General features: G+C 73.6%; 18 protein-coding genes. 8 read left to right on the top strand and 10 right to left on the bottom strand.

Translation table 11 applies throughout. The features are described from left to right. Nucleotides 1-716 precede the first annotated feature (716 nt). On the top strand, nucleotides 717-2,042 hold the full coding sequence (locus AMK13_RS07680) for a hypothetical protein (protein WP_074001623.1): 1,326 nt from the start codon (nucleotides 717-719) through the stop codon (nucleotides 2,040-2,042). A gap of 105 nt (nucleotides 2,043-2,147) precedes the next feature. Here the strand turns inward: AMK13_RS07680 and AMK13_RS07675 are convergent, their stop codons facing one another. From AMK13_RS07675 to AMK13_RS07635, 9 genes are all read right to left on the bottom strand, one after another. Further along, nucleotides 2,148-3,026: a CDP-alcohol phosphatidyltransferase family protein gene (locus AMK13_RS07675; RefSeq protein WP_369808332.1), complete on the bottom strand. Its 879-nt coding sequence runs from the start codon at nucleotides 3,024-3,026 to the stop codon at nucleotides 2,148-2,150. After that, nucleotides 3,013-3,705, bottom strand: a complete 693-nt coding sequence (locus AMK13_RS07670; protein ID WP_049655656.1) for a phosphatidylserine decarboxylase — start codon at nucleotides 3,703-3,705, stop codon at nucleotides 3,013-3,015. Before AMK13_RS07670 ends, AMK13_RS07675 begins: the two co-directional genes overlap by 14 nt. Nucleotides 3,706-4,193: 488 nt before the next feature. Further along, nucleotides 4,194-5,396, bottom strand: coding sequence for an acyl-CoA dehydrogenase family protein (locus AMK13_RS07665; RefSeq protein WP_074001622.1), 1,203 nt, complete (start codon nucleotides 5,394-5,396; stop codon nucleotides 4,194-4,196). Between the two features lie 198 nt (nucleotides 5,397-5,594). Further along, nucleotides 5,595-6,098: a MaoC family dehydratase gene (locus AMK13_RS07660; protein WP_049655661.1), complete on the bottom strand. Its 504-nt coding sequence runs from the start codon at nucleotides 6,096-6,098 to the stop codon at nucleotides 5,595-5,597. A gap of 6 nt (nucleotides 6,099-6,104) precedes the next feature. Further along, a complete protein-coding gene (locus tag AMK13_RS07655) occupies nucleotides 6,105-7,067 on the bottom strand; it encodes an HpcH/HpaI aldolase/citrate lyase family protein (RefSeq protein WP_049655662.1) in 963 nt (320 codons plus the stop codon). A 42-nt stretch (nucleotides 7,068-7,109) separates the two neighbouring features. Continuing rightward, on the bottom strand, nucleotides 7,110-9,140 hold the full coding sequence (locus tag AMK13_RS07650; protein WP_049655664.1) for a protein meaA: 2,031 nt from the start codon (nucleotides 9,138-9,140) through the stop codon (nucleotides 7,110-7,112). Next, nucleotides 9,140-10,477 (bottom strand): crotonyl-CoA carboxylase/reductase, encoded by a 1,338-nt coding sequence (gene ccrA, locus AMK13_RS07645; protein ID WP_074001621.1) that lies wholly within the window; start codon nucleotides 10,475-10,477, stop codon nucleotides 9,140-9,142. Before ccrA ends, AMK13_RS07650 begins: the two co-directional genes overlap by 1 nt. A 371-nt stretch (nucleotides 10,478-10,848) precedes the next feature. Continuing rightward, entirely contained in the window at nucleotides 10,849-11,772 is a 924-nt protein-coding gene (locus tag AMK13_RS07640; protein WP_074002103.1) for a TetR family transcriptional regulator, read from the bottom strand. A gap of 224 nt (nucleotides 11,773-11,996) precedes the next feature. Further along, nucleotides 11,997-13,772 (bottom strand): 3-hydroxyacyl-CoA dehydrogenase family protein, encoded by a 1,776-nt coding sequence (locus AMK13_RS07635; protein ID WP_079271936.1) that lies wholly within the window; start codon nucleotides 13,770-13,772, stop codon nucleotides 11,997-11,999. 552 nt (nucleotides 13,773-14,324) lie between these two features. Between AMK13_RS07635 and AMK13_RS07630 the strand changes: the two genes are divergently transcribed. The 4 genes from AMK13_RS07630 to AMK13_RS07615 all read left to right on the top strand — a co-directional run bounded on the left by AMK13_RS07630 (nucleotide 14,325) and on the right by AMK13_RS07615 (nucleotide 21,436). After that, the gene (locus AMK13_RS07630) at nucleotides 14,325-17,036 is read left to right on the top strand and encodes an MXAN_6230/SCO0854 family RING domain-containing protein (RefSeq protein ID WP_241852791.1); all 2,712 of its coding nucleotides are present in this window, start codon (nucleotides 14,325-14,327) and stop codon (nucleotides 17,034-17,036) included. 77 nt (nucleotides 17,037-17,113) lie between these two features. Beyond that, nucleotides 17,114-18,577 carry a glutamine synthetase family protein gene (locus tag AMK13_RS07625; RefSeq protein ID WP_079271935.1) on the top strand — a complete coding sequence of 488 codons (1,464 nt, stop codon included), beginning with the start codon at nucleotides 17,114-17,116 and terminating at the stop codon, nucleotides 18,575-18,577. Between the two features lie 3 nt (nucleotides 18,578-18,580). After that, nucleotides 18,581-19,699 carry an amidohydrolase family protein gene (locus AMK13_RS07620; protein WP_074001619.1) on the top strand — a complete coding sequence of 373 codons (1,119 nt, stop codon included), beginning with the start codon at nucleotides 18,581-18,583 and terminating at the stop codon, nucleotides 19,697-19,699. 252 nt (nucleotides 19,700-19,951) lie between these two features. Further along, nucleotides 19,952-21,436 (top strand): S8 family peptidase, encoded by a 1,485-nt coding sequence (locus AMK13_RS07615; protein ID WP_074001618.1) that lies wholly within the window; start codon nucleotides 19,952-19,954, stop codon nucleotides 21,434-21,436. Nucleotides 21,437-21,550: 114 nt separating this feature from the next. Here AMK13_RS07615 and AMK13_RS07610 read toward each other — a convergent pair whose 3' ends face one another. Next, entirely contained in the window at nucleotides 21,551-22,450 is a 900-nt protein-coding gene (locus AMK13_RS07610) for a HipA family kinase (protein ID WP_049659266.1), read from the bottom strand. A 91-nt stretch (nucleotides 22,451-22,541) separates the two neighbouring features. On the opposite strand from AMK13_RS07610, the gene AMK13_RS07605 reads away from it, so the two are divergent. The 3 genes from AMK13_RS07605 to AMK13_RS07595 all read left to right on the top strand — a co-directional run bounded on the left by AMK13_RS07605 (nucleotide 22,542) and on the right by AMK13_RS07595 (nucleotide 26,291). After that, nucleotides 22,542-22,982 (top strand): SRPBCC family protein, encoded by a 441-nt coding sequence (locus AMK13_RS07605; RefSeq protein WP_074001617.1) that lies wholly within the window; start codon nucleotides 22,542-22,544, stop codon nucleotides 22,980-22,982. A gap of 234 nt (nucleotides 22,983-23,216) precedes the next feature. Further along, on the top strand, nucleotides 23,217-24,371 hold the full coding sequence (locus tag AMK13_RS07600) for a glycosyltransferase (RefSeq protein WP_074001616.1): 1,155 nt from the start codon (nucleotides 23,217-23,219) through the stop codon (nucleotides 24,369-24,371). A gap of 396 nt (nucleotides 24,372-24,767) precedes the next feature. Then, entirely contained in the window at nucleotides 24,768-26,291 is a 1,524-nt protein-coding gene (locus AMK13_RS07595; protein ID WP_074001615.1) for a sugar transferase, read from the top strand. The last annotated feature ends 5 nt before the right edge of the window (nucleotides 26,292-26,296 follow it).

The raw sequence follows: 26,296 nt of genomic DNA, 5'->3' as shown, positions 1-26,296 counted from the left end.
CCCCGCCCGCCCTCCGGGCGGACGACGGGAGTTCGACGACAGGCCCTGGCCCCTCAACCACCCCCCCTGTGCGCGAGGGCGTTTTCGGCTGGTCCCCGCCGCTTTTCCCGGTGCGATTCCCCCCGTCCGAGAATGAACGTTCCTCCCATTCCTCCGGGCCCGCGTGAAAAGTCGGCCCGGCCGACTTCCGGTGCGGCTCGATCCCGATCACGCCGCCCACCATCCGTCCGGATTCGGGCTGGACAGTCCCGCCGGGCGTCGCCGGGCCGAAACGCCCCCGTACGGGCCCCTCGGCTGTCAGGAGCAATATTTGGCCCGACCCCTTACCCCCCACCCGTACGCACGGTGACCGCCCGAGCATTCCCGGCAACCGGGCCGCCCCCCATGGCATGGGCAGGTCACACGTTTCCGGCCAGGCGGTTTGCCGTTGTTGCCCGATCTTGCGGAGGTGCCACCGGCGGTCGCCCGGTCGTACGGACAACCGGATGTGACAGAAGGCCGGTACAAGGGGAAGACTGCTCGACGTGACGTCTCGGAACCCGCGCGACCGTGATGCCCCGCTCCCGCCGACGATCGGTACCGGTGCGACGGTGACCCGTCTCCCCGGAACGGCCCAACGGCCCGCCGGTGGCAGGCCGGGCGGGGCGGGAGTCCCCCGTAACGCAGTACCCCGGCGACGAGGGCCCGCTCCGGCTCCCGGGCGGGGCAGGGTTCCCGTGCCGGAGGGCTTTCCGGCACCCTCCGAGCTGGCGCCGCTGGCCCGCCGGATGCTGGTGGACGCCGTCCGGGTCGCCCGCTGGGCCGGTGAGCTGGCCGAGGTCGACAAGCGCGGCGAGCTGCTCCCGGACGACGCCCGCGCGGCGGGCCGGGCCCTGGCCATGACGGTCGGTGCCGCCGCCAAGGCGTGGGGGCAGGCGCTGCTGGTGGGCCTGGTGGAGGCCCGGGACGGCGGAGCCGGCCCCGGCTGGCGCCTGCACGCCTGGGAGCACGACGACGAGGCCGTGGTGCGCGGCTGGTCGGCGCTGTTCGACGCCTGGACCCTGCTCGCCCCGGTGCCGCCCGCGGCGCTGCGCGGCGTCTTCGCCGTCCTGGCCGGGCAGGCCGTGGACCAGGCCCCGCAGCTGCTCTCCTTCCTGCACCTGGTGGACGGCCCGGTCGCCGAGAGCGAGCTGCTGGAGCTGCTGCGCCGCGGCCTGGACGAGCGCCGGGTCGGTACCGGCCTCGGCGGACCCGGCCTGTCGCCGGTGCCGCACGCGGCCTCGGCCGTCTCCGCCGTCCGCGGCACCTGCCGTGCGCCGCAGATCGACACCCCCGCCGCGCCCTCGGACGTGGCCGCCGTCCTGGACTGGATGCTGGACGGCCTGGCGGCCGTCGGCGCCCTGGTGCGCAGGAACGACGCCGCGGAGCTGTCGCCGCTCGGCCACTGGGCGGTGCGGGCGAAGCTGGAGGAGATCTGCACGGTCGCGCAGACCGCGGCCGGGCACATCGAGCAGAGCGCCTTCGAGCTGCTGAACGCCTGCGCGGACTACTCGCCGGGCCCGGCCCGCGCCGAGTTCCGGGCCTGGGTCGCGGCCCGGCCGGCCGACCGGGCGGTGGGCGAGCTGCTGGACGCCGCCCAGGGCGACGACGCGCTGGTGCGCGGGCTGGCCTTCGAGGCGCTGCGGGTGGCCGGCGGACCGGCCGAGCAGGCGGTGCGCGCGGCGGTGGACGAGCCGGTGCTGCGCCCGTACGCGCTGCTGTGGCTGGCGGAGCGCGCGGACGAGGGCGTCGCCCCGGCGGACGTGCTGGGCGCGGAGGACGCGGCCTGGCTCTGGGTGGACACCGCGGCCGCGGTGCTCGACCACGGCGAGACCGAGCTGCTGGTGGGCCACGTCGAGGGCGCCGCGGCGGGCGACCCGGTCCGGCTGTTCGCCCGGGCCCGGCAGTCCGGCCACCCGCGGGCGGCCTCGGTGCTGACGGCGGTCTCGAGCGTGCACCCGGACCCGGGCGTGGCCCGGGCGGCCCGCCGCTCGGCGTTCAGCGTGCACACCGGCGGCGCCTGAGCCGCACGGGCGCACGGGAACACGGGCGCACAGGAACACGGGAACACGGAAAGGGCCCGGAACCATCAGGTTCCGGGCCCTTCCCCATGCCGGTCGTGGGACGGCTCAGCCGAGCCGCGACTCCGCCCGCCGGGCGCGGACGTCGCCGACCTTCTGCCCCACCTTGCGGCGGATGACCAGCAGCGGCGCCATCGCGGCGAGCGTGATCTGGGCGAACGCGCCGACGTGCATCAGGCTGTCGCCGCCGGGCAGCCCGGTCGCCCAGGCGGCCAGGCAGCCGATCGCGACGACGACCCAGCAGAGCGTGGCGGTGGCCAGCAGCCCCTGCGGCTTCGGGTACTCGATCCGGCTGACCATCAGGTACGCGGCGCCGAAGATGGCGAGCAGACCGGGCAGGAACGGCGGGTCGAGCAGCACGATGGCGATCACCGTCATCGCGCCCATCGGGCAGGGCATGCCCTGGAACACCCCGGGCCGCATCTTGACGGCCGAGAAGCGGGCCAGCCGCAGGACCACCGCGAGCAGTACGGTCAGCGCGATCAGCGCCGACAGCTTGCTGTTGGAACCCGGGGAGACCATGCCCCAGACCGCGACGAAGTAGGCCGGCGCGATGCCGAAGCTGATCAGGTCCGCGAGGTTGTCCAGTTCCGCCCCGAGGGCGGAGGAGCGCAGCTTGCGCGCCACCAGCCCGTCGAAGAGGTCGCACATCGAGCCGATCAGCAGCAGCGTGACCGCGGTGGCGGCGCTGTGCCGGTCCGGAGCGGCGTCCGGGTTGGTGATGTGCGGGACCAGGACCCCGGTGGTGATCGAGTAGATCGCCAGGAAGCCGCAGACGGCGTTCCCCAGGGTCAGGAAGTCGGCCGTGGACAGGTGCTGGGGAGAGCGCGGGGCACGCAGCTCGCGGTCCCGTGCCCAGCGGCGGCGGCGCAGGGCCGTCTCCTCGTCGTCCAGGCCGACGATTGTCTCAGGATCAGTCACGGTCAAGGCGCGTCACCCCGGCTGTGGTCTTCTGGCCGACCTCGACGCCGACCTCGACGCCGGCCGGCAGGTAGGTGTCGACGCGGGACCCGAACCGGATCAGACCGATCCGGTCGCCCTGCTCGACCTTGGTTCCGGCGTCCACGTACGGCACGATGCGGCGGGCCACGGCCCCCGCGATCTGGACCATCTCGATGTCGCCGAGCTCGGTGTCGAAGTGCCAGACGACCCGCTCGTTCTGGTCGCTGTCCTTGTTGAACGCGGGGACGAAGCCGCCCGCGACGTGCTCGACCGACGTCACGGTGCCCGGCAGGGGCGCGCGGTTGACGTGGACGTTCAGCGGGCTCATGAAGATCGCGACCCGGGTGCGGCCGTCCGGCCAGGCGTCGATGCTCTGCACCACGCCGTCGGCGGGGGAGATCACTCTGCCCGTGCCGATCTCACGCTCGGGGTCGCGGAAGAACCACAGCATGCCCGCGCCGAGGGCACAGGCGGGTACCGCAGCCAGGGCCCACTTGCCGCTGCGCCGGGTGAGGGCGGTGGTCACGGCGGCCGTGGCGAGGGTGGGGACGAACCAGGGGGTGGCTCCGCGCGCGATGGTCACGCGGGGTCGCCGACCGGCCGTCGGGGCTGCGAGGGCATCGCGGTCCGTGACGGAGGTGTGAGGGGACGGGCTGATGGGCATCGAAGACCTTTGTCGCGGGGGATCATGGCCGCTGGACGGGGGCCACCGCGGAATCGGTAATAGAGGGACGGCTTGCTGTCCCGGTGGATGCTATCGGGAGCAGACGGTGGGTGGGCAACCCGCCTGCTCGTTCACGTGTCCGGTGGCGGCGCGTGTGCGCGTCCACTCCTACGACCGTAGCTCGGCCCGGTCCGGTTCCCAAGGGACCCGACAGGGCTGGTGACTCTTGTCTCAACGGGTGCGCGGACGGAACCCGGCGGACGAAACGGCCGTAGCGGCCGGAAGCGGGTGTGCGGAAGCGGCCGTAGGGCGCGTCGTTGCAGCTGTACGCCCTGCGGCCGCTTCCGGCGGGCCGTGCCGGACCCAGGCGGACCAGGCCGGGCCCGTGACGGGGCACGGCCCCGCGCCGGGACGGGCCCGCACGCCCGTCGACCGGCGGTTCGAGGGGGCCGCCCGGCGACGGGGTGCGTCGGCGGGCGGCCCGGGGGTCAGTCGGCGATCCGGTACTCCTCGAGGAGCCGGCGCCCGACGATCATCTTCTGGATCTCCGCAGTACCTTCACCGATGAGCAGCATCGGGGCCTCGCGGTAGAGGCGCTCGATCTCGTACTCCTTCGAGAAGCCGTAGCCGCCGTGGATGCGGAAGGCGTCCTCGACGACCTCCTTGCAGTACTCGGAGGCGAGGTACTTGGCCATGCCGGCCTCGAGGTCGTTGCGCTCGCCGCCGTCCTTCTTGCGGGCGGCCATGACCATCATCTGGTGGGCGGCCTCGACCTTGGTGGCCATCTCGGCGAGCTTGAACTGGATCGCCTGGTGCTCGGCGATCTTCTTGCCGAAGGTGGAGCGCTGCTGGGCGTAGGCGATGCCGAGCTCGAAGGCGCGGCGGGCGACGCCGCAGCCGCGGGCGGCGACGTTGACGCGGCCGACCTCGACGCCGTCCATCATCTGGTAGAAGCCGCGGCCCGGGACGCCGCCGAGGACGCGGTTCGCCGGGACGCGGACGTCCTGGAGGACCAGCTCGGTGGTGTCGACGCCCTTGTAGCCCATCTTCTCGATCTTGCCGGGCACGGTCAGGCCGGGAACCGAGGGGTTCGGGCCGAAACCGGCCTCCTTCTCGATCAGGAAGGTGGTCATGTTCTTGTACGGGCTGCTGCCGCCCTCGTCGGTCTTGCAGAGGACCGCGACCAGGGTGGAGGTGCCGCCGTTGGTGAGCCACATCTTCTGGCCGTTGAGGACGTAGAACTCGCCGTCCTTGACGCCCTTGGTGGAGATGGCCGAAACGTCGGAGCCGAGGCCCGGCTCGGACATCGAGAAGGCGCCGCGGATCTCGCCGGCCGCCATCCTCGGCAGGAAGTGGTCCTTCTGCTCCTGGGTGCCGTGGGCGTTGATCATGTGCGCCACGATGAAGTGGGTGTTCACGATGCCGGAGACCGACATCCAGCCGCGGGCGATCTCCTCGACCACCAGGGCGTAGGTGAGCAGCGACTCGCCGAGGCCGCCGTACTCCTCGGGGATGGTGAGGCCGAACAGGCCGAGCTGCTTCATCCCCTCGACGATGGCGGTCGGGTACTCGTCCTTGTGCTCCAGCTCGGTCGCGACCGGAATGATCTCCTTGTCGACGAAATCCCGCACGGTGGCGAGGATGTCCCGCTGGATCTCGGTGAGGCCGTCGGTCTGTGCGAGGCGTCCCATCGTGCGGCTCCGAAAGGTCTGAGGGTCTGCGGAAAAGTCGGGGAATCCCCGGGGGGGGGATTGCGGGGGCCCTGCCGGCGTGGCTGCGGCAGCAGGGCCCCCGGGCCGGGTGGGGCGCGGCCGATGACGGCGGCCTGCCCGTCCGGGGTCTCTCGAGGGGCCCGCGGTGAAAAGCGGGCCCCTATAGAGGGGAGGGGCTCAGGAGAGCGGGGTCGGGCGGCCGGGCTGCTCGCCGCCGCGCTCCTCGGTGTACGTCGCGGTCGGCACCATCACCTTGCGGCGGAAGACGCAGACGACCGTGCCGTCCTGCTTGTACCCCTTGGTCTCGACGTACACGATGCCGCGGTCGTCCTTGGACTTGGACGGCCACTTGTCGAGCACGGTGGTCTCGCCGTAGATCGTGTCGCCGTGGAAGGTCGGCGCGATGTGGCGCAGCGACTCGATCTCCAGGTTGGCGATCGCCTTGCCGGAGACGTCCGGGACGGACATGCCGAGCAGCAGCGAGTAGACGTAGTTGCCCACCACGACGTTCCTGCCGAAGTCGGTCGTCTTCCCGGCGTAGTTGGTGTCCAGGTGGAGCGGGTGGTGGTTCATGGTGAGCAGGCAGAAGAGGTGGTCGTCGTACTCGGTGACCGTCTTGCCGGGCCAGTGCTTGTAGACCGCGCCGACCTCGAACTCCTCGTAGGTGCGTCCGAACTGCATGGCTGCTCAGGCCTCCGGGATCTCGAACTTGGTGGTGCGCTGCAGGCCCGCGGCCCGGCCCTTGCCGGCGACGACCAGCGCCATCTTGCGGCTGGCCTCGTCGATCATCTCGTCGCCGAGCATCGCGGAGCCCTTGGCGCCGCCCGCCTCGGAGGTGCAGTAGTCGTACGCGTCGAGGATCAGCTCGGCGTGGTCGTAGTCCTCCTGCGAGGGCGAGTAGATCTCGTTCGCGGCGGCGACCTGGTCCGGGTGGAGCACCCACTTGCCGTCGAAGCCGAGGGCGGCCGAGCGGCGGGCGACCTCGCGGTAGCCCTCCTGGTTGCGGATCTGGAGGTAGGGGCCGTCGATCGCCTGGAGGTCGTTGGCGCGGGCGGCCATCAGGATGCGCATCAGGATGTAGTGGTAGGCGTCGGCGCCGTAGCCGGGCGGCTGCTCGCCGACCACCAGCGACTTCATGTTGATGGAGGCCATGAAGTCGGCGGGGCCGAAGATGATGGTCTCCAGTCGGGGCGAGGCCTCGGCGATGGCGTCGACGTTGATCAGGCCCTTGGCGTTCTCGATCTGCGCCTCGATGCCGATCCGGCCGACCTCGAAGCCCATGGTCTTCTCGATCTGGGTGAGCAGCAGGTCGAGCGCCTTGACCTGCTCGGCGTCCTGCACCTTCGGCAGCATGATGCAGTCGAGGTTGGGGCCGGCGCCCTCGACCACGGTGATCACGTCGCGGTAGGTCCAGTGGGTGGTCCAGTCGTTGACGCGCACGACGCGGGTCTTGCCGCCCCAGTCGCCGTTGTTGAGGGCGTCGACGATGTTGTGGCGGGCGCTCTCCTTGACCAGCGGGGCGCAGGCGTCCTCCAGGTCGAGGAAGACCTGGTCGGCCGGCAGGCCCTGGGCCTTCTCCAGGAAGCGCGGGTTGCTGCCCGGTACGGCGAGGCAGGAGCGGCGCGGGCGCAGTCGGTTGACAGCAGTCATCAGAATCGAGGGTTCCTTCCCAGTGGTCAGCTGGTCAGCTGGTCAGTTCGTGGCCGCGGTCGGTGCGGACGTCCACGGCTGGAGCTTGTTGGCCAGCCGGATCTCGTCCACGATCCGGCCGATGATGGTGGTGATGCCGAAGTCCTTCGGGGTGAACACGGCGGCGACGCCGGCGGCCTTGAGGGCCTCGCCGTCCGCTGCCGGGATGATGCCACCCACGATCACCGGGACATCCTCCACCCCGGCGCGGCGCAGCCGCTTCAGGACGTCGGGCACCAGCTCGCTGTGCGCGCCGGAGAGGATGGACAGGCCCACGCAGTGGACGTCCTCCGCGACGGCGGCGGAGACGATCTGCTCCGGGGTCAGCCGGATGCCCTGGTAGACCACCTCGAACCCGGCGTCGCGGGCCCGGACGGCGATCTGCTCGGCGCCGTTGGAGTGCCCGTCCAGGCCGGGCTTGCCGACCAGCAGGCGCAGCTTGCCGGCACCCAGCTCCGCGGCGGTCGCGGCGACCGCGGCGCGGACCTGCTCCAGCTCGCCGCCGGGCTCGGCGGCCACCGCGACGGGGGCGCCGCCGACGCCGGTGGGCGCCCGGTACTCGCCGAAGACCTCGCGCAGGGCGAAGGCCCACTCGCCGGTGGTGACGCCGGCCCGGGCGCAGGCGAGCGTGGCCGGCATCAGGTTGGCCTCGGTGGCGGCGACGGCCTTGAGCTCGGCCAGCGACGACTGGACGGCGGCCTCGTCGCGCTCGGCGCGCCAGGCCTCCAGGGCGGCGAGCACGGACTGCTCGGAGGCCGGGTCGACGACCATGATCGCGGTGTCGAGGTCGGCGGTGAGCGGGCTCGGCTCGGTGGTGTCGAAGCAGTTGACCCCGATGATCTTGTCCTCGCCGGACTCGATCCGGGCCCGGCGGGCGGCGTGCGAGGCGACCAGGTTGGACTTCAGGTAGCCGGACTCGACGGCCGGGATCACCCCGCCCATCTCCAGCACCTTGGCGATCTCCGCCTCGGCGCCGGCCAGCAGCTCCTCGGTCTTGGCCTCGATCACCTGGGAGCCGTTGAAGATGTCGCCGTACTCCAGCAGGTCCGACTCGTACGCCAGCACCTGCTGGATGCGCAGCGACCACTGCTGGTCCCAGGGCCGGGGCAGGCCGAGCGCCTCGTTCCAGGCGGGCAGCTGGACGGCCCGCGCGCGGGCGTCCTTGGAGAGGGTGACGGCCAGCATCTCCAGGACGATCCGCTGGACGTTGTTCTCCGGCTGGGCCTCGGTCAGGCCGAGCGAGTTGACCTGGACGCCGTACCGGAAGCGGCGCTGCTTGGGGTCGGTGACGCCGTAGCGCTCCAGGGTGACCTTCTCCCACAGCCGGGCGAAGGCGCGCATCTTGCACATCTCCTCGACGAAGCGCACGCCGGCGTTCACGAAGAAGGAGATCCGGGCGACCACCTCGCCCATCCGCTCGGCCGGCACCTGGCCGGAGTCGCGCACGGCGTCGAGCACCGAGATGGCGGTGCACATCGCGTAGGCGATCTCCTGGACGGGCGTCGCCCCGGCCTCCTGCAGGTGGTAGCTGCAGATGTTGATCGGGTTCCACTTGGGGATGCTGCCGACCGTGTAGGCGATCATGTCGGTGATCAGCCGCACCGACGGGCCGGGCGGGAAGACGTGCGTCCCGCGCGACAGGTACTCCTTGACGATGTCGTTCTGGGTGGTGCCGGTGAGCGTGGCGATGTCCGCGCCCTGCTCCTCGGCGACCACCTGGTAGAGCGCCAGCAGCCACATCGCGGTGGCGTTGATCGTCATGGAGGTGTTGGTCCGTTCGAGCGGGATGCCGTCGAACAGGGTGCGCATGTCGCCGACGTGCCCGACCGGGACGCCGACCCGGCCGACCTCGCCGCGGGCGAGGACGTGGTCGGAGTCGTAGCCGGTCTGGGTCGGCAGGTCGAAGGCGACGGACAGGCCGGTCTGGCCCTTCGCCAGGTTCCGCCGGTAGAGCGCGTTGGAGTCGCTCGCGGTGGAGTGGCCGGCGTAGGTGCGCATCAGCCAGGGGCGGTCGCGCTTCCGGGGCTCGGTCATCAGATGTTCCTGAAACGGTTGATGGCGTCGAGGTGCTTGGCGCGGAACTCCGCGTCGTGCACGCCCAGGCCCTCCTCGGGGGCCAGGCAGAGCACGCCGACCTTGCCCTGGTGCCTGTTGTGGTGCACGTCCAGGGCGGCCTGGCCGGTCTCCTCCAGGGTGTAGACCTTGGAGAGGGTCGGGTGGATCTTCCCCTTGGCGATCAGGCGGTTGGCCTCGAAGGCCTCGCGGTAGTTGGCGAAGTGCGAGCCGACGATCCGCTTGAGCGACATCCACAGGTACCGGTTGTCGTACTGGTGCATGTAGCCGGAGGTGGAGGCGCAGGTGACGATGGTGCCGCCCTTGCGGGTGACGTACACCGAGGCGCCGAAGGTCTCCCGGCCCGGGTGCTCGAAGACGATGTCCACGTCCTCGCCGCCAGTGAACTCGCGGATCTTCGCGCCGAGGCGCTTCCACTCGCGCGGGTCCTGGTTGTTCTCGTCCTTCCAGAACCGGTAGCCCTCGGCGGAGCGGTCGATGATCGCCTCGGCGCCCATGGCGCGGCAGATCTCGGCCTTCTGGTCGCTGGAGACCACGCAGATCGGGGTGGCGCCGCCGGCCAGCGCGTACTGGGTGGCGTACGAGCCGAGGCCGCCGCTGGCGCCCCAGATCAGCACGTTGTCGCCCTGCTTCATGCCGGCGCCGTTGCGCGAGACCAGCTGGCGGTACGCGGTGGAGTTGACCAGGCCGGGGGAGGCGGCCTCCTCCCAGGTGAGGTGCCGGGGCTTGGGCAGCAGCTGGTTGGTCTTCACCAGGGCCAGCTGCGCCAGGCCGCCGAAGTTGGTCTCGAAGCCCCAGATGCGCTGCTCCGGGTCCATCATCGTGTCGTTGTGGCCGTCCGCGGACTCCAGCTCGACCGAGAGGCAGTGCGCGACGACCTCGTCGCCGGGCTTCCAGGCGTTGACCCCGGCGCCGGTGCGCAGCACCACGCCGGCCAGGTCGGAGCCGACCACGTGGTACGGCAGGTCGTGGCGCTTGGTCAGCGGCGACAGCCGGCCGTACCGCTCCAGGAAGCCGAAGGTGGAGACCGGCTCGAAGATCGAGCTCCAGACGGTGTTGTAGTTCACCGCGCTGGCCATGACGGCGACCAGGGCCTCGCCCGGGCCCAGCTCGGGCAGGGCGACCTCGTCGAGGTGAAGGGACTTGCGGGGGTCCTTGTCGCGGCTGGCGAGGCCCGCGAACATCTGCTCGTCGTCCTTGTGGAGCGTCACCGCCCGGTAGGACTCGGGGAGCTTGATCGCCGCGAAGTCCGCCGACGTGCTGTCGGTGCTGAGGATCGCGTCGAGGATTTCCTGCATGGCTGCCTCCGAAGGCGTACCTGTGCGAGGGTCACAGGGCGTCTGGGGGAGCCGGGAGCGGACACCGGCTTCGCTGAGGTGGGTGGTGGGCGGGTCAGACGGGGCACCCGGGGTGGACCGGGCCGTTCTGGCTCTCTGCTCCCGGGGTGTGGGAACGCCGGACGACGGCGCGCCGAGGTGGGGAGCCGCGGCGCCGCGACTGGTGAGTAACAAGGTAGTGGCACCCTGTGCCACTCGTAAAGACACCGGGTGCCAGGAATTCGAGCCGGTTCGGAGGCCGCGTGACGCGCGTTGCGCGGGCATGCGAAAGGCCCGCGCCGACAACTCGGCGCGGGCCCTCGATACCGCTCTGACCTGCGTGAATACTGGGTCTACGACTCCCGGACGCCACTCAGCGCGGCCCGGATGCTGTCCACCACGACGTCCAGCGGAGCGTCCGTCCGGGCGACTGTGATGAGCACCTCACCTCCGGGACTGGCACTCAGTGCGCTCTCGACCCCGGCGTCCCCCGGGGTCCCGTTGGCACCCGGTGCCACCACCGATCCCCGCCTCCTGGCACCCGGGGCACTGGAGGCCCAGAAGGTCCGCCGGATCACCTCGAAGGAGTGGTCCAGCTGTGCCTCCACGTCGCCCCGGCCGCCGGCCCGCAGCCAGCGCCGCAGCACGTGGTTGTGCGCCGCGACCACCGCCGCCGCCGAGACCTCGGCCAGCATCGAGTCGTCCTCGCCGCCGCGCTGCCAGCCGGACGGGATGGACTCGCCGGTGTCGAAACGGCCCAGCAGGTAACGGGTGAACAGCCGCTCGTAGCGGGCCACCACGGCGATCTCCCGCTCGCGCAGCGCCGGGACCTGACGGATCAGCTGGTACCGCGCCACCGACACCCCCGGGGTGGAGGCGTACATCCGCAGCACCTCCTTGATGCCGCGGCAGACCACGTCCAGCGGGTGCTCCTCCGGCTCCGCGCTGGCCAGCAGGTCGGCCACCCGCACCAGGGTGTCGTCGTGGTCCGGGAAGATCGCCTCCTCCTTGGACCGGAAGTACCGGAAGAAGGTGCGCCGGGCCACCCCGGCGGCGGCCGCGATCTGGTCGACCGTGGTCTCCTCGTAGCCCTGCGAGGCGAACAGCTCCATCGCGGCCGTGGCCAGGTCCTGGCGCATCTGCTGGCGCTGCGCCGCCGCCCGGCGGCTGCCCGGCCCGCCCTCCGGCCCGGTGCCCCCGGTCGAGGGGCTGGTCCGGTCGGCGCCGCCGTGCGGCCCGGCGGGGTGCTGCGGGGAGGTTGACTGAACCCGATCCATGTCCGGAACGCTACACGGCCCGGACGGCGCGCCCGCGGCCCTTCCCCGCCGCACCGGCACCACCGGTCCGGTCACGGCCGGGCGGGGCCAGCGGGAGGTCGCCGTCCCGGGGCTCCAGACGGGGCGCGGGGAGGCCATGGAGCCCGGTGGCGGCGCGGCGTGCGGTCCGGCCGCGGGCGGCTCGTACGGCAGCTCGTACGGGCCGCCCCCGGCCTGCGGGGTGGTCACCGGCGCGCGTGGTCGCGGAAGCCGCGGCCGGTCTTGCGGCCCAGGCAGCCCGCCGCGACCAGGTGCTCCAGCAGCGGCGCGGCCGCCAGACCGGGCTCGCGGAACTCCTGGTGCAGCACCCGCTCGATCGTCAGCGAGACGTCCAGGCCGACCACGTCCAGCAGCTCGAACGGGCCCATCGGGTAGCCGCAGCCGAGCTTCATCGCGGTGTCGATGTCGTCCACCGTCGCGTAGTGCTCCTGGAGCATCCGCACCGCGTCGTTCAGGTAGGGGAAGAGCAGCGCGTTGACGATGAAGCCGGCCCGGTCGCCGCACTCCACCGGGTGCTTGCGGACCTTCGCGGTCAGCTCCAGCACCGTCGCGGTGACGTCCGGCGCGGTCAGCACCGTGGAGACCACCTCGACCAGCTTCATCGCCGGGGCCGGGTTGAAGAAGTGCATGCCGATCACGTCCTGCGGCCGCGAGGTGGCGGTCGCGCAGCTGATCACCGGCAGCGAGGAGGTGGTGGTGGCGAGCACCGCGCCCGGCCGGACGATCTTGTCCAGGGTGGCGAACAGCTCGCGCTTGACCGCCAGGTCCTCGGCGACCGCCTCGACCACCAGGTCCACCTCGGCCAGCTCGGTGTACTGGCCGACCGGGGTGACCAGCGCCAGCGCGGCGTCCCGCGCCTGCGCGGACAGCCGGCCCTTGGCCACCGAGCGCTCCAGCGACCTCGCCAGCTGCGCCTTGGCCGCCTCGGCCTTCTCCTGGCTGCGGGCGGCCAGCAGCACCGGGTGCCCGGCCTTGGCGAACACCTCGGCGATGCCGGTGGCCATCGTCCCGGAGCCGCAGACGCCGACGGTGCGCACCTCCCGGCCCGGCACCTTCGGCAGGGCCGGCCCGGTCGCCGCGTCCACGGCGCGGGACGAGCCCGGCGCCTCGTAGGTGTAGAAGCCGCGGCCGGTCTTGCGGCCCAGCAGCCCGGCCGCGACCAGCTGGCCGAGGATCGGGGCCGGTGCGTGCAGGCGGTCCCGGGACTGCTCGTACATCGCCTCCAGCACGGTGCGCGCGGTGTCGACGCCGATCAGGTCGAGCAGCGCCAGCGGGCCCATCGGCAGGCCGCAGCCGAGCCGCATCGCGGCGTCGATGTCCTCCCGCGAGGCGTACTTGGACTCGAACATCGCGGCGGCCTGGTTCAGGTAGGCGAACAGCAGGCCGTTCACCACGAAGCCGGCCCGGTCGCCGGCCGCCACCGGCTCCTTGCCGAGGTCGCGGGCGAAGGCGGCGGCGTCCTCGGCGGTCCGCGCGGAGGTCAGCACGGTGCGGACCACCTCGACCAGCTTCATGCCGTGCACCGGGTTGAAGAAGTGCAGGCCGAGCACCCGCTCCGGACGGGCGGTCGCGGCGGCGATCCGGGTCACCGACAGCGCGGTGGTGCCGGTGGCCAGCACGGTGCCCTCCGGGCAGATCCGGTCCAGCTCGGCGAAGACCTCCCGCTTCAGCTCCAGCTGCTCGGGGACCTCCTCGATCACCAGGTCCGCCCCGGCGGCGGCCGCGAGCTCGTGGCCGACCGAGATCCGGGCCAGCAGCCCGGTGCGCTCCTCGGCGGTGAGCCGCTCCCGGCCGACCGCGTGCGCGGTGGCCTCCTCGATCCGGGCCAGCGCCCGGGCGGCCGAGTCCTCGGTGGCCTCGATGCCGATCACCCGGCGGCCGCTCTTGGCGACGGCCACCGCGACGCCGGCACCCATCGTGCCGAGGCCGACGACGGCGACAGTGGGGAAGGGACGCTCCATCTGTCCTGTACTCCTAGTCATGAAGGGCCCGCGCGTGCTCCGGCGGGCACGCCGCCGCGCCCGTACGCCGGGGGCGGCCGCCGCCGGAGGAGGGTCCACGCGCGAGGGCTGGGGAGATGACGGGGTGTCGGCACACCGGGCCGGGGGCCGGTCCGCTCCGGCCCGATCGCGGGTGTGCCGTGGTGCTCAGGCGCTCGAAGGTGAAGGAGGCGGCCCTGATACGAGGAGGAACCCGGCCCGCCGCGGTCCGCGGCACCGGCCGGTGAAGGTGAAGGCGCACCGCGCGGGCGCCGGAGAAGCGGCGACCGCGGCCTGCCGCCGGTGCGGCTCCCGAAGCCCGGCGGTGGTGCGTGCCCGGCCACTGTAGCGAAGCTACTCGCGAGTAGGAAGAGGGCGGGACCGGAAAACCGTTCGGGGCCGCGGGCGGGCGTTCGCTAGGGTGATCGACGCGGGGGCGGCTCCGCGGCGTGCTTCCTTCTCACTCATCTGCAAAATGAACCCGAGTGCGCCCACTCTCCGCCCCCGCTTCGTCGTTCCCACGGGGGAAGAGCTGTGAAGAATCCGAGCACCACCGCGCCGCGGGCCGGTCTGGACGCCTACCTGCTGCGCCGCCACGGAACGGTCCTGGGCGAGCCCGGAGCCGTCCCCGGCGAACCCCAGCCCTGGACGGCCCAGGGGCTGGTCGTCCTGGAGGCCGACCTCGCCCGGCGCGGCTACGTGCTCACCGCACCGCTGCGGGCCGCCCTCGGCCGACTGCGCCCGCTCGACCTCGCCGCGGCCGGCACCCGGCTGCTGCGCGGCATCGACGCGATGCTCGGCGCCGACCGCAGCCACACCCCGCTGTTCCGCCGCTTCCCCGAGGGCGTGCCCTCGCACGCCCACGCCGACTACTCCGCGATCATCCGCGGCTACCTGCTCTGCCAGGCGAGCCAGGTCTGCCTGCTCTGCGAGCGGACCAGCCTGGAGGCCGGCATCGGCGCCCTCGCCCCCTGCGCCCACCTGCTGTGCGGCGACTGCTACCTGGAACTGGTCGAGGCCGGCGGCGACCACCGCTGCCCGCTCTGCCACACCCGGCTGGAGCGCAAGCGCCGGCTGTCCACCGACACCAGGGCCGCCCGCAACGCCGCCCGCGAACTGCGGTCCGGACAGCAGCTCAAGCCGCTGCGCCTGGCCGACCCCGAGGACGTGGACGCCCTCGCCGCCACCGCACTGGCCGCGCTGCTCGCCCGGCAGACCCCGCTGAGCCCGCAGGACCGCGAGGACCTCGCCCTGCTGCTCCACCACGCCCCCGCCGACCCGGCCGGCTGGCTGCCCGCCGAGATCCCCGTCCGGGAGACCCGCGCCACCGTGCTGGCCGCCCTGCTGCACCGCGACCGGGAGGCCGCCCGACCGCTGCTCGCCGCCCACCTCACCACCGCCACCGACGTCCTGCGGCTGATCTGGGCGTGGTCCGGCGCCGAACCCGACCTGCTGCCGGAGACCGCCAGCACGCTGCGCCTGCGCAACCTGCCCCGCCCGCTGCGCCGCGACCTGCTCGCCGTCCTGGACGCGTTCCCGGCCGGCACCCTCGCCGAGGACCTGCGCCGCCACCGCGAGCCCTGGCTGCGGGTCGGCGAACTGCTGCACCCGTACGAGCACCACGCCCGCTTCCCTCACGCGGCGGCCGCGTTCGCGGTCCTCCGGCAGAGCGACCTCGACCTGCACGGCCTCGGCCCGCTGCTGCGCGAGGCGCCCGCCCCGCTGCGGGTGCGCGAGACACCCGGCGGACACGGCCGGCTGACCGTGGAGACCTTCGCCGCCCGGGTCGAGCACGCCCTCGAACAGGGCGACCTGCCCGCCGCCGTCCAGCTGCTGGCCCGCCGTCCGGGCGAACTGGTGCGCCGGCTGCACCACCTGCTGCGGGTGCACGCCGCCTGGCTCCCCGGCGAACCGCTGCCCGCCGAACTCGCCGAGGCGCTGCCCGTCGCCCTGCGCGCCGTCGCCCCCGGCCCGCTGCTCGGCGCGTACGGACGGCTGCGCGCGCCGCGCGAGTACGGCGAGCGGCGGCTGTTCTTCCCGCGCGGCCGGGTCGCCTCGGCGCACGCCCGCGCCGACCGGGGCACGCCCGTCCCGGCCGGGCTCAGCGCGCCCGTCTGCGCCCTGATCGAAGCCGAACTGCTGCGCAGGGCCGGGCAGTCGGTCCAGGGCCGGGAGCGTTACGAGGTGGCCGTGCTGGACGCCGCGCTGGCCGACCTGGTGGTGCCCTTCGCCGAGCGCGCCAGCGCCAGGACCCTGGTCGCGGTGCCGCGCGGCAGCGTGCAACCCCTCCCGGAGGGGCAGCGGCTGCGGCTGTTCGTGCACTGGATGCAGCGTCCGCACCAGCGGGTGGACCTCGACCTGTCGGTCGCCTTCTACGACGAGGACTGGCAGTTCACCGGTCTGTGCGACTACACCCGGCTGGTCGCCGGGCCGCGCGCCGCCGTCCACTCCGGCGACTACACCAGCGCCCCGCCGCCGCACGGCGCCACCGAGTTCGTCGACCTCGACCTGCCCGCGCTGGGCGGGGCCGGGGCCCGGTACGCCGTGGTCGTGGTGTTCAGTTACAACGACGTCCCCTTCGAGGACCTCACCGACGCCTTCGCCGGGTTCATGGCCCTCGACCCCGCCCAGGGCGCCAAGCGGCACAGGGGGGCCTTCCGCCCGAAGGACGTCCGCCAGCGCCTCGACCTCGCCGGGGACGCCAGGATCTGCGTGCCGATGATCGTCGACCTCCGGTCCCGCGCCTACACCTGGACCGACCTCAACGTGGGCTCCGGCACCGGGTTCCACAACCTCGACCGGCACCACGCCGCGGTCGGTTCGCTGGCCGCCGACGTCCTGACCCACTTCGCGCCCGGCACCCGGGCCACCCTGTGGGACCTCGCCTGCGCCACCGCCGCGGCGGGCAGCGACGAGGTGCTGGTCCGCGACCGGACCGGCCGCGGGCTCGACGTCTACCGCCGGGGCGCGGACGAGCCGGTGAGCGCCTTCGCCGAGCGGCTGCGCGCCCGCCACGAGAGCGACCGGCGCACCGAGCGGCCGCCGGACGACACCGCCCGGCTGATCGCCGAACGCCTCGGCGGCACGCGGGCGTTCGCCGCCCTGGTGCACGCCGACGTGCCCGCTCCGGCCGAGCTGCGCGGGACGCTCTACCGGCTCTACCCGGGCCCGACCGACGCGGCCCCGGACACCCTGGAGCGGATCACCGCGGGGGAGTTGACCGCCAGGTTCGCCCCGAACGGGTGAACGGGTGAACGGGGGCGCCCGCAGGACCACCCGATAGGGGAGTTACCCGACCCCGACTGGCGGGGCAGCATGACGGCATGACCACCGGAACCGCCGCCGTCGACCCCACCGCGCCCGGGCCCGCCGAGCCGCCCGTCACCGCCGAACGGCTCGCCGCCGCCGCGGTGGCGGCCGTCGCGCTGCCACCGCGCGAGGAGCGGGCCGCCCGGGCGGCGCAGGCCGTCGACCGGCTGCGCACCGAGGCCGTCGAGGCGGTGGCCGTCACCTGGGTGGACAACGCGGGCATCACCCGGGTCAAGGCCGTGCCGCTCGGCGGCCTGCTGCACGCCGCGCAGTGGGGCGTCGGCACCGCGCCCTGCTTCGACGTCTTCCTCGCCGACGACGCGATCACCACCAGCCCGATCATCGGCGGCCCCACCGGGGACCTCAGGCTCTACCCGGACCTCGACCGGATCGTCCCGCTGGCCGCCCAGCCCGGCTGGGCCTGGGCCCCGGGGGACAGGTACACCCAGGCCGGCGCCCCGCACCCCGGCTGCCAGCGGCTGTTCGCCCGCCGGGCCCGGGCCGTGGCGGCCGCGCGCGGCCTGAGCCTCAAGGCGGGCATCGAGGTCGAGTGGACGGTCGCCCTGGCCGGCGCCCCGGGGGAGGAGCCGCAGTACCCGACGCACGGCCCGGCGTACGGGATGCACCGGGTCACCGACCTCTCCGACTACCTGCGGGACGTCCTGCGCGCCCTCGGCCGGCAGGGCCTGAGCGTTCTCCAGATCCACCCCGAGTACTCCCCGGGCCAGTTCGAGGTCTCGGTCGCCCCCGAGGACCCGGTCGCCGCCGCCGACACCTCCGTCCTGGTCCGGCACACCGTCCGGGCGGTCTCCGCCCGGCACGGCCTGCGGGTCTCCTTCGCCCCGGTGGTGGAGCCGGGCGGCGTCGGCAACGGCGGGCACCTGCACGTCAGCCTCTGGCGCGACGGGCGCAACCTCGGCCACGGCGGCCCCGGCCCGCACGGCCTGACGGCCGAGGCCGAGGGCTTCCTCGCCGGGGTGCTCGACGCGCTGCCCGAACTGCTGGTGCTGGGCTGCTCCAGCCCGGCCGGGTACCTGCGGCTGGTGCCGTCGCACTGGGCGGGCGCCTACCAGTGCTGGGGCCTGGAGAACCGGGAGGCCGCGCTGCGCCTGGTGACGGGCTCCACCGGGGAGCGGTCCGCCGCCGCCAACGCCGAGGTCAAGTGCTTCGACGCGAGCGCCAACCCGTACCTGGCGGTCGGCGGGGTGATCGCGGCCGGCCTCGCCGGGCTGGAGCAACGCCGCGCGCTGCCACCGGAGTTCACCGGCGATCCGGCGGCCGCCGAGCCCGGCACGGTGCCCCGGCTGCCGGCCTCCCCGGCCGAGGCGATCGCCGCGTACGAGCGCTCGGCGGTGCTGCGCGAGGCCCTCGGCGAGCCGCTCTACCAGGCGGTGCTGGCGGTGCGCCGGGCGGAGCGGGAGCAGTACGCGGCCGTCACGCCCGAGGAGTTGGTCGCGGCCACCCGCTGGCGGTACTGAGCGGTGGCCCGGCCGGAGGGGCCCGCGCTGGTCGACCACCACTGCCACAGCGTGGTGGCGGCCGAGCTCGCCGACGACGCCCTGGCCGGGCTGCTCACCGAGTCCGACCGCCCGCCCGCGCCCGGCTGTTCGCCCTTCGACAGCGCGCTGGGCCTCGCGGTGCGGCGCTGGTGCCCGCCCGTGCTCGGCCTGCCGGCGCACGCCCCGGCCGCCGACTACCTGGCCCGGCGGCGGGAGTTGGGCGTGGCCGGGGCCACCGGGCGGCTGCTGGCGGCGGCCGGGCTGGACACCTGCCTGGTGGACACCGGGCTGACCACCGCCGCGGGCCACGAGCTGCTGCCGTTGGCCGAACTCGCCGGGGCCACCGGGGCGTCGGTGCGCGAGGTGGTCCGGCTGGAGTCGGTCGCCGCGGCGGTGACGGCCGGCGCCGGGGACTGGCCGGGGGCCGTCGCGCAGGCGCTCGGGTCGGCCGCCGCCGGGGCCGTCGCGGTCAAGTCGGTGCTCGCCTACCGGCACGGGCTGGCGGCCCCCGCCGAACGCCCCGCCACCGCGGCCGTGGTGGCCGCGGCCGGCGCCCACCTGCGCGCCGGGCGGGGCCGGCTGACGGATCCGGTGCTGCTGCACCACCTGCTCTGGACGGCCGTGGACGTCTGCGCCGAGCTCGGCCTGCCGCTCCAACTCCACACCGGCTTCGGCGATCCGGACGTCACCCTGCACCGGGCCGACCCGTCGCTGCTGACGGACTTCGTGCGGGCCGCCGAGCCCAGTGGCGTCCCGCTGGTGCTGCTGCACGGCTACCCGTACCACCGGCAGGCCGCCTGGCTGGCCCAGGCCTTCCCGACGGTGTACACCGACCTCGGGCTGACGGCCTCCTACACCGGGCCGCGGGTGGCCGCGGTGCTGGGCGAGATGCTGGAGCTGGCCCCGTTCGGAAAATTGCTGTTCTCCACCGACGCCTACGGGCTGCCCGAACTCTTTCTGGTGGGGACCTGTCAGTTCCGGTACGGACTGGGCGCGGTGCTGGCGGACTGGCAGGCCGACGGCGCCTGTTCCGCGGCCGACGCCGAGCGGGTGGCGGGCCTGGTCGCGGGCGGCAACGCGCGTCGGTTGTACGCGTTGTAGCGGCGCGATCCGCGCTGGTGGCCGAGGTTCCGAGGGGTGTGGCCGCACGTCGGCGAACCATCACTTTTTAACACTCTTGACCTCTGTTTCCCTGTTGACCCCCGAACGGTCGCATCCCGGTTTCTGGTTCAGATGTGACGATTAGATGACTACCTCTTGCGCTTATAAGCAAATATTCATTAGCGTCCCGGTCATTCCCAAGCGCACCTGCCACCGCAGCTGCCGCCTTGACGACTCGGGAGGCCAACCCTCATGCGTGTTCCTCGGATCAGCGGTACCCGGTACGCGGCAGTGGGCGTCGTGCTCGCCACTGCCGGCGCCCTCGCGCTGCCGGCCGGCACCGCCGTCGCGGCCCCCGCGGCCGACCCGACGACCGGTCCGGTGATGAGCTACGTCGTCAACACCAAGGCCAACCACGGTCAGGTGCAGAAGGTCGAGAAGGCCATCACCGGCCTCGGCGGCACGGTGGTCCAGTCGTACGAGCAGGTCGGCGTCGTGGTCGCCCGCTCGAACGACACCAAGTTCGCCGAGAAGCTGCGCCTGGCCAAGGGCGTCGACTCGGTCGGTGCCAGCCGCACCAAGGGCATCCAGGCCTCCGACCAGGGCAAGGCCGACGTCGCCGCCGAGCCGGCCGCCGCGGCCGCCCCGGGCCAGGAGCCCTACGACGCCTACCAGTGGGACATGCGTCAGATCGGTGCCGACAAGGCCCACAAGATCTCGCTCGGCAGCCGCAACGTCACCGTCGGCGTCCTGGACTCCGGCATCGACGCCACCCACGAGGACCTGGCCGCCAACGTGGACGCCTCGCAGTCGGTCTCCTGCATCGACGGCAGGACGAACACCGACTGGAAGGCCTGGCAGCCGACCACCAGCGACCACGGCACCCACGTGGCCGGCACCATCGGCGCCGCCAAGAACGGCAAGGGCATCGTCGGTGTCGCGCCGAACGTCAAGCTGGCCGCCGTCAAGGTCGTCGACGACGGCGGGTTCATCTACCCGGAGAACGCGGTCTGCGGCTTCGTCTGGGCCGGCGAGCACGGCTTCAAGGTGACCAACAACAGCTACTTCGTCGACCCGTGGATGTTCAACTGCAAGACGGACAAGGACCAGGCCGCCATCTCGGACGCCGTCCGCAAGGCCGTCGCCTTCTCGCAGCGCAAGGGCGTCCTCAACGTCGCCGCCGCCGGTAACGAGAACCTCGACCTGGCGCACAAGACCGTCGACGTGGCCAGCCCGGACGACACCACCCCCGCCTCCCGCCCGGTCACCAACGACTGCCTGTCGCTGCCGACCGAGCTGCCCGGCGTCGTCGCCGTCTCCGCGGTGGGCTCCGAGGGTGTCAAGGCGTACTACTCCAGCTACGGCAAGGGCGTCGTCTCCGTCACCGCGCCCGGTGGCGACCGCCGCTTCCAGCTCCCGGACACCCCCGACAAGGACGGCCGCATCCTGTCCACCATCCCCGGTGGCAAGTACGGCTACATGCAGGGCACCTCGATGGCCACCCCGCACGTCGCCGGCGTGGTCGCGCTGCTCGCCAGCACCTTCCCGTGGGCCAGCCCGGACGAGCTGACCGAGATGCTGACCAGCCACGCCGAGTCCGTCCCGTGCCCGAAGGGCGAGTTCAACCCGGGCGGTGCCGGTGCCTGGAAGGCCACCTGCGAGGGCACCACGAACGACAACGGCTTCTACGGCGCGGGCCTGGTCAACGCCGAGAAGGCGGTCCAGTGGTGGCGCTGACGCGCTGACCGCGGACAGCACTGAACAGTAGAACCGGGGAGCGGGCCCACAGGGTCCGCTCCCCGGTCGCGTTCCCACCCGTCGGCGTTCCGGCCGCGTCGGGCCCGAACCCGGCTAGCCCTCGTCGGCGTACTGCTCCCAGGCCGTCTCCACCGACGGCTTGCCGTGCAGGTCCGGTACGTCCCGCAGCCAGGCCGGCCGCCCGGCCCTGGTCCGGGCCGCCCGCCGCCGCTCCGCCTCGCGCAGCTGCTCGGGCGTGGCGAAGCCCTCCGGCAGCCACTCCTCGGAGAGCACCACCCGGGCGGCGAGGTGGGCGACGTAGGCGTGCCGGACGGCGTCCACCGAGTCGAAGCCGGGCTCGCCGGCCAGCCACTCGTCCGGGACGAGTGCCGCCACCTCCTCCAGCAGCGGCACGGTGACCAGCGGCCCGAGCTCCTCGTCAGCCAGCCGGACGTCCGGGGCCGAGCCGCCGAGCGCGTGCGCGCTGAGGTCGTACCGCTTGCCGACCGAGGCCTCGGCCCCCGCCCAGCGGTGGTGGAAGATCAGCGCGGCGCCGTTGTCGATCAGCCAGAGCCGCCCGTGCCAGACCACCAGGTTGGGGTTGTGCACGGTGCGGTCGACGTTGCCGGTCAGGGCGTCCAGCCAGACCACCCGGCCGGCCTCGGCCGAGTCCACCGTGATCATCCCCGGCCGGAAGTCCCGCGCGCCGGGCAGCAGGTCCATCCCGAGGTTGACCCCGGCGCTGGCCTTGAGCATGTCCTGGATCTCGGCGTCCGGTTCGTCCGCGGCGACGGCCGGGTCGAAGTCCACCAGCCGCAGCTCCGGCACCCGCAGGCCCAGCCGCCGGGCCAGCTCACCGACGATGACCTCGGCGATCAGCGCCTTGCGGCCCTGCGCGGCCCCGGTGAACTTGACCACGTACGTGCCTAGGTCGTCGGTCTCCACCACGCCCGGAACGGAGCCGCCGGCCCGCAGCGGGTCGACGTAGCGCACAGCAGTCACCAGATCGAGCACACCGGCCACCCTATCCCGCCGCGTCGCGGGCTGGACCCTGTGATTGGCTTGCCGGACAGAGCGGTTCCCACCACATGAGGAGAGCAAGGTCATGGGACAGGTGCAGGCCACCACCGAGCGGGTCTACGACGCCGCGCCCGAGCGGGTGTACGAGGCGCTGGCCGACTACCAGGTGACCCGCCCGAAGCTGCTGCCCGCGCAGTACAGCGAGTACGAGGTGCGGGTCGGCGGCACCGGTGCCGGCACCCAGGTGCACTGGAAGCTCCAGGCCACCGAGAAGCGGGTGCGCGACTGCCTCTTCACCGTCTCCGCGCCCGAGCCCGACCAGCTGGTCGAGAAGGACGCCAACTCCAGCATGGTGATCACCTGGACCGTCTCGGCCGTCGGCGAGGGCCGCGCCAAGGTCACCGTGACCGCCACCTGGCAGGGCGCCACCGGCATCGGCGGCTTCTTCGAGCGCACCTTCGCCCCGAAGGGCCTGAACCGGATCCACGACCAGGTGCTGGCCAACCTGGCCGCCGAGGTCCGCTGAGGCCCACCGAGGTCCACGTGGGGCCGCCGGGACCACCACGGTCCGCCGGCCCCGCGGATTCGCCAACCGCGCGATTCGCGCGCGTAGATCCATCGAACCGCTCGAATCGCCCGGGGATTCGAGCGGTTCGGTCTCCCGTACGAGCCGAAAGCCGTACGGGTGGCCGAACCGCCACCTGCGGGTGACGGGGGCCGCCCGGCACCGGTGGGCCACCCTAGGCTCGCCGCCGTGCATATGACGATCCTTCACATTTCCCAACCGGTGGACGGCGGGGTCGCCCGCGTCGTCGCCGATCTGGTCCGGGGCCAGCGGGAGGCCGGCCACCGGGTGCTGGTCGCCTGCCCGCGCGGCGGGCGGCTGGCCGCGGAGGCCGCCGCGGTGGGCGCGCTGGTCCAGGACTGGCCCGCCCGGCGCCCGCCCGGCCCGGGCACCCCCGCCGAGGCCTGGCGGCTGCGCCGGATCGTCCGGGCGGCCGCGCCCGACGTGGTCCACCTGCACAGCGCCAAGGCCGGGTTGGCCGGGCGGCTCGCGGTGCACGGCACGGTGCCGACCGTCTTCCAGCCGCACGCCTGGTCCTTCGCCGCCGTCGACGGCGCGCTGGCCGCCGCCACGCTGCGCTGGGAGCGCTTCGCCACCCGCTGGTCGCACCGGCTGCTGTGCGTCAGCGTCCAGGAGCGGGCCGACGGCGTGGCGGCCGGGCTGCACGCCGACTGGGCGGTGGTGCCCAACGGCGTGGACGTGCGCCACTACGCGCCCGCCGACCGCCGCGCCGCCCGGATCGCGCTCGGCCTGGACCTGGAGGCCCCGCTCGCGGTGTGCGTCGGGCGGCTGTGCCGGCAGAAGGGCCAGGACGTGCTGCTGGCCGCCTGGCCGGAGGTGCTGCGCCGGGTGCCGCGGGCCCGGCTGGCGCTGGTCGGCGGCGGGCCGGAGGAGCAGCGGGTCGCGGAGCTGGTCCGGCAGACCGCCGAGCCCGCCCGGATCCGGCTGGTCGGGGACGTGCCGGACCCGCGCCCGTGGCTGGCGGCGGCCGACCTGGTGGTGCTGCCCTCACGCTGGGAGGGGATGGCGCTGGCCCCGCTGGAGGCGATGGCGGCCGCCCGTCCGGTGCTGCTGACCGACGTGCCCGGCGCCCGGGAGTGCCTGCCGCCGTCCGAGCTGGCGCACGCGGTGGTCCCGCCCGAGGACGCGCGGGCCCTCGCCACCCGTATGGGGGACGCGCTGTCAGATCCGATCGAATGCGAGCGGCGCGGCGCCCGGTTGCGCGAGCACGTGATGGGCCGGCACGACGTGCGCACCGTGGTCGAACAGGTTGACGTCCTCTATCGCCACCTGCTGGGCGCGGGACCGGCGGCGGGGCGGCGCCGGGCCCGTGTCCCAGAGCGGATCTGATCGTTTCACATGCCGTGAATGCCCGCCGTTTCCGGCGTTGTCGTATTCGCACCCTCGGCCGGATAGGGAGGCGAGGCGTCAAATCCGAAATACCTATTAATGGGCGGCTGGAATGAATCGGCAAGTCAACTTCCGGCCTGTACCGCCCGGTTCTGTATTGTCGGATTTTGCCTGCTTCGTTCGGATTTCATGTCGGGAATTCACGGCTGGGCCCCTCGCGACCGACTTCTTCGTGACCAGTTCCTTTGCGATCGGCCCCGCCGCCGGACATCCGGAAGCCGCGAGCGGCAGCAGGTGCTGTCAGGACCGCGCCCACCGGGCCGGGACGGCCGCCCCGCGCCAACCGGTGCCGGGGCACCGTCACCCCGGGCACACAGCAGGGGAGATCGTGCGCTGATGACCATTGACCACGAGAGTGTGCCGCGATCGAGCGGACCCCTGTCCGGCCCCCGCCGGCCCGGCACCGGGCTGCTCGACCGGCCGGCGGGGGCGGCGCACCTCCGGACGGTCCCGCCGCAGCACCGGTCCCGTGGGACGGTCCGCTCCCGGCTGGCCCTGTCACTCGCCCTGGTCCAGGCCGACGTCATCGCGCTGTGCTCCGCCGGCGGCATCGCCAACCGCGCCTTCGACCCGGCCGCCCCGCTCGACCCGCTGCTCGGCGTCCCCGCCGTCCTGCCCCTGCTGCTCCTGCTCAACCTGGCCGGCGGCCTCTACCGCCCCCGGCTCACCCTGTCCGTCCTGGACGAACTGCCCGCGCTGTCCGCCCGGGCCGTGGTCGCCACCGCCTTCGCCGTCACCCTGTCCGGCGGCCTCGGCGGCCACTGGCCCGACTGCGGCCCGGCCAGCCCGGCCCGGCTCACCGTCCTGCTCGGCGCCCAGCTGCTGATCGTGGCCGTCGGCCGCGCCGTCCTCTACCACCTGGTCCGGCGGATCCGCCGCAGCCGCCCCAGCCCCGTCCTGGTGCTCGGCGCAGGCCGGCTCGGCCGCCGGGTCGCCGCCGCCCTCCGCGCGCACGGCGAGTACGGGATGCGCCCGGTCGGCTTCCTCGACGCGGACCCGCCGCTGCTGCCCGGCGACACCGACCTGCCCGTGCTCGGCGGCCGCGAGGCACTGGAGCGCGAGGTGCGCCGGCACGGCGTCCAGCACGTGATCGCCACCGCCGGCGCCGCCGACGAGGCCGAGACCGCCGCCACCCTGCGCGACGCCGCCCGGCTCGGCTGCCAGGTCTGGCTGGTGCCCGCGCTGCGCGAGTACGGCTCGCTGCCAGCCGCCCCGATCACCGGCGGCGACCACCTGTGGGGCTTCCCCTGCCTGCGGCTCGGCAGCCCCGCGATGCGCCGCCCCGGCTGGGCCGCCAAGCGCGCCCTGGACGTCACCGCCGCCGCGGTCGGCCTGCTGCTGCTCGCCCCCGTCCTGGTGCTCTGCGCCCTCGCCGTCCGCTTCGACACCGGCCCCGGCGTGCTCTTCCGCCAGCAGCGCACCGGCCTGGACGGCCGGGTCTTCACCGTCCTCAAGTTCCGCACCCTGCGCCCGAGCAACGAGCACGAGTCCGCCACCCGCTGGAACATCTCCCAGGACCACCGGATGGGCGCCGTCGGCCGGCTGCTGCGCAAGAGCTCGCTGGACGAGCTGCCCCAGCTGTGGAACGTCCTGCGCGGCGACATGAGCCTGGTCGGCCCCCGCCCCGAACGGCCGTACTTCGTCATGCGGTTCGGCCAGGCCTACCCCGAGTACGCGGACCGCCACCGCGTCCCGGTCGGCCTCACCGGCCTGGCCCAGGTCAACGGCCTGCGCGGGGACACCTCCATCGAGGACCGGGCCCGCTTCGACAACCGCTACATCGAGAGCTGGAGCCTCTGGCAGGACGTCAAGATCCTGTGCCGCACCGCGGCCCTGATGCTCCACCCGGACGGGAGCTGACCCCT

The organism is Streptomyces sp. CB02056 (genome assembly GCF_001905545.1).
In the GTDB taxonomy this organism is placed as follows: Bacteria; Actinomycetota; Actinomycetes; order Streptomycetales; family Streptomycetaceae; genus Kitasatospora.
The sequence above is the reverse complement of the archived record's forward strand: the minus strand, read 5'-3'. Positions and strand labels throughout refer to the sequence as shown.